The following is a 3,775-nucleotide window of genomic DNA, read 5'->3' on the forward strand; positions in this document are numbered from 1 at the left end:
CCGCCGCGGCGCGCGCCGCATCGGCCAGCGCCAGCGGCGCGCTCAGCTGCGGCACGCGCGCGCGGCCGGACTGTTCGCAGGCCGAGATCACCACGCTGCGCCAGTGCGCCACGCGCTTGTCCACCCGCGCCGCATCCAGCTTCACTTCGGTGCGCTCGGCCCACACCGGCACGATCGCGGCGACGCCGAGCTCGGTGGCCTTCTGCAGGATCAGGTCCATCTTCTCGCCGCGCGCCACGCCCTGCAGCAGGGTGATCGCCAGTGGCGACTCGTTGTCGACCGGCTGCGCCGCGCCGATGCGCACGCTGGCGTTGCGCTTGCCGGCCTGCAGCAGTTCGGCGGGGTAATCGCAGCCGTCGCCGTTGAACAGCACGCAAGGATCGCCCTCGCGCAGCCGCAGCACGCGCAGCAGGTGGTTGGCGACGTCTTCCGGCAGGCTCAACTCTGCGCCGGCGTGCAGCGGCAGCTGCACATGGCAGCGGGTCAGGCGCATGCCACCGCCTCGTCGATCGCCGCCAGCGTGGTCTCGGCCAGCAGCGTCAACTGCTCGGCGTCCACGCAGTACGGCGGCATCCAGTACAGCACGTCGCCCAGCGGGCGCAGCACCACACCGCGTTGCAGCGCGGCACGGTAGGCGTGCAGGCCGACGCGTGCGGACGCCGGGAAGGGCGTGCGCTTGTCGCCGTTGCGGGTGAGTTCGAACGCCACCACCATGCCGGCCTGGCGCACGTCGGCCACGTGCGGATGCTCGGCGAACGGCGCCGACAGCGCGCGCATGGTCTCGGCGGTGCTGCGGTTGCGCGCGATCACGTCGTCCTCCTGCAGGACCCGCAGCGACGCCAGCGCCGCGGCGCAGGCCAGCGGGTTGCCGGTGTAGCTGTGCGAATGCAGGAAGGCGCGCTCGCGGCTGTCGTCGAGGAAGGCGTCGTACAGATGCTGGGTGGCCAGCACCGCCGACAGCGGCAGGAAGCCGCCGGTCAGGCCTTTGGACAGGCACAGCAGGTCCGGCATCACCCCGGCCTGCTCGCAGGCGAACAGGGTGCCGGTGCGGCCGAAGCCGGTGGCGATCTCGTCGGCGATCAGGAAGGCGCCGTTGGCGTCGCACAGTTCGCGCGCGCGCCGCAGATAGGCCGGATCGTGCATGCGCATGCCGCCGGCGCACTGCAGGCGCGGTTCCAGGATCACCGCGCAGATCTCGCCGGGATGGCGGTCGAACAGGTCGGCCAGCGCATCGGCGGCGACATCGGCGCGTTCGCGCGCGCTCTGTCCCGGTTCTGCCTGGTACGCGTCGGGCGAGGGCGCGAACAGCGCCTCGGCCAGCAGGGGCGCGTACACCCGCCGGTACAGCGGGATATCGCCGACCGCCAGTGCGCCGATGGTCTCGCCGTGATAGCCGTTCTCCAGTGCGACGAAGCGGGTGCGCCCCGGTTCGCCGCGGTTCTGGAAATAGTGGAAGGCCATCTTCAGCGCCACTTCCACGCCGGCCGAGCCGTTGTCGGCATAGAACACCTTGGCCAGCGGCGCGCGCCCTTCCTGGCGCGGCGCCAGCGCCAGCAACTGCTCGGCCAGCAGCACCGCCGGTTCGTGGCTGAAGCCGGCCAGCATCACCTGCTCCAGCTGGGAGGCCTGGGCGGCGATGGCCGCGGCGATGCGCGGCTCGCCGTGGCCGAACAGGTTGGTCCACCAACTGCTCACCGCATCCAGGTAGCGGCGGCCGCTGTGGTCGATCAGCCAGGCGCCTTCGCCACGGGCGATCGGGACCAGGGGCAGGGTGTCGGGGTGCTCGCGCATCTGCGTGCACGGGTGCCAGAGCACGGCCAGATCACGCGTGCGCCACGCCTCGGCCATCTGTGCTGCGGTCAGGTCTGATAGCATTTCGCGCTCATGAACAGGTTCTTCGCTCCGCGCATTCTATCGATCGACGCCGTCCGGCGCCGCAGGGTGCCGGCGTGACCCGTCGATTGCCGGTCATCCATGCCGTGCGCGAGCGCAGCGAATCGGCCGCCGAGCGCCGGGTCGAGGAGCTGGACCTGGAGTTCAGCAACGGCGAGCGCCGCGTGTTCCACCGGCTGAAGGCGCCGGGCCATGGCGCGGTGGTGGTGGTGCCGATGCTGGATGCGCAGACCGTACTGCTGGTGCGCGAATACGCCGCCGGCGTGCATCGCTACGAACTGGGCCTGGTCAAGGGCCGCATCGACGCCGGCGAGACCCCGCTGCAGGCAGCCGACCGCGAACTCAAGGAGGAGGCCGGCTACGGTGCGCGGCAGTTGCGCGTGCTGCGCGCGATGACCCTGGCGCCGACCTACATGAGCCACCAGTCGTGGCTGGTGCTTGCACAAGATCTCTATCCCGAACGACTGACCGGCGACGAGCCGGAGGAATTGGAAGTGGTGCCCTGGAAACTGGCTGAACTGGATCAACTGATGTTGCGTGAAGATTTTTCCGAGGGGCGTTCGCTGGCGGCGCTGTTCATCGCCCGCGAGTGGCTGGGTCGCGCCGAATGATCCGTCTCACCAGTGATTTGCGCGAAACCGTGATCGCCATCGCCATCGATGCCGCCGCGGCCATCATGTCCGTCTATGCCACCGGCTTCGAGGTGGAACACAAGGCCGATACCAGCCCGTTGACCCAGGCCGACCTGGCCGCGCACCAGATCATCGTCGAAGGCCTGGAGCGTCTGACCCCGGACCTGCCGGTGCTGTCCGAGGAATCGGCGCAGATTCCGTGGGAGGTGCGCGAGCACTGGACCACCTATTGGCTGGTCGACCCGCTCGACGGCACCCGCGAGTTCGTCAAGCGCAACGGCGAGTTCAGCGTCAACATCGCGCTGATCCACCAGGGCGCGCCGGTGTTCGGCGTGGTCCAGGCGCCGGTCGATGGCCGCGTCTGGCATGCGGTGCGTGGCGAGCAGGCATATCGCCGCGAGGGCTTCCGCGACACCGCGTTGAACACCCGGCGGCCGGCCACCGCGCCGCTGCGGGTGGCGGCGAGCCGCTCGCACCGCGACGCGCGTACCGACGCGCTGCTGCAGCGCATGGGCGAGATCGAACTGGTCGCGCAGGGTTCGTCGCTGAAGTTCTGCCGCATCGCCGATGGCGACCTGGACGTGTATCCGCGCTTCGGGCCGACCTCCGAATGGGACACCGCCGCCGGGCAGTGCGTGCTGCAGGCCGCTGGCGGCGCGCTGCTGGCCGCCGCGACCGGCAAGCCGTTCCGCTACAACCGCCGCGAATCGCTGCTCAACGGCGACTTCGTGGCGCTGGGCGATGCGGCGCTGCCCTGGCGCGACTGGCTGGGCTGAGCCGCGCCACGAGCGCGCGCCGCACGGCGCGCGCTCTGCCACACTAGGCGGCAGGCGGCAGCGGTGCCGTCGCACCGGAACCCGCCCGTGACTCCAGCCCGCTACGACCTTCCTGCCCTGCTCGACATCATGGCGCGCCTGCGCGATCCCGCGCAGGGCTGCCCCTGGGACCTGGAGCAGGACTTCGCCAGCATCGCCGCGTACACGATCGAGGAGGCCTACGAAGTGGCCGACGCGATCGACCGCCAGGACCTGGCCGGGCTGAAGGACGAACTCGGCGATCTGCTGCTGCAGGTGGTGTTCCATGCGCAGATGGCGCGCGAGCAGGGCGCGTTCGGCTTCGACGACGTGGTCGCGGCGATCTGCGACAAGATGGTGCGCCGCCACCCGCACGTGTTCGGCGACAGTCAGGTGGCCGATGCCGAACAGCAGACGCTGAAGTGGGAAGAGATCAAACGCGCCGAGCGCGCCGCC

General features: G+C 70.5%; 5 protein-coding genes. 3 read left to right on the plus strand and 2 right to left on the minus strand.

The window, feature by feature from the left end; translation table 11 throughout:
• Together D180_RS11545 and bioA are read right to left on the minus strand one after the other, a co-directional pair.
• Window positions 1–493, minus strand: a 493-nt coding sequence (locus D180_RS11545; protein WP_017912914.1) for a 16S rRNA (uracil(1498)-N(3))-methyltransferase, incomplete at its 3' end; no start/stop codon positions are given.
• Window positions 484–1,875, minus strand: a complete 1,392-nt coding sequence (bioA, locus tag D180_RS11550) for an adenosylmethionine--8-amino-7-oxononanoate transaminase (protein ID WP_043090852.1) — start codon at window positions 1,873–1,875, stop codon at window positions 484–486. The genes bioA and D180_RS11545, both read right to left, overlap by 10 nt.
• A gap of 74 nt (window positions 1,876–1,949) precedes the next feature.
• Between bioA and nudE the strand changes: the two genes are divergently transcribed.
• The 3 genes from nudE to D180_RS11565 form a co-directional block, all read left to right on the plus strand.
• Window positions 1,950–2,504, plus strand: a complete 555-nt coding sequence (nudE, locus tag D180_RS11555) for an ADP compounds hydrolase NudE (RefSeq protein WP_026143746.1) — start codon at window positions 1,950–1,952, stop codon at window positions 2,502–2,504.
• Complete coding sequence (gene cysQ / locus D180_RS11560) at window positions 2,501–3,301, plus strand: 3'(2'),5'-bisphosphate nucleotidase CysQ (protein ID WP_017912917.1); 801 nt, start codon at window positions 2,501–2,503, stop codon at window positions 3,299–3,301. The genes nudE and cysQ overlap by 4 nt, the downstream gene beginning before the upstream one ends.
• A 129-nt stretch (window positions 3,302–3,430) precedes the next feature.
• The coding region (locus D180_RS11565; RefSeq protein WP_017912918.1) for a MazG family protein at window positions 3,431–3,775 on the plus strand (345 nt) is incomplete at its 3' end.

Source organism: Xanthomonas sp. SHU 166, from assembly GCF_000364685.1.
Lineage (GTDB): Bacteria > Pseudomonadota > Gammaproteobacteria > Xanthomonadales > Xanthomonadaceae > Xanthomonas_A > Xanthomonas_A sontii.

Excerpts from the sequence above, each read along its gene's own strand:
- cysQ (WP_017912917.1), top strand. The coding sequence starts at position 2,501 with ATGATCCGTCTCACCAGTGATTTGCGCGAAACCGTGATCGCCATCGCC.
- bioA (WP_043090852.1), bottom strand. The coding sequence starts at position 1,875 with ATGCTATCAGACCTGACCGCAGCACAGATGGCCGAGGCGTGGCGCACG.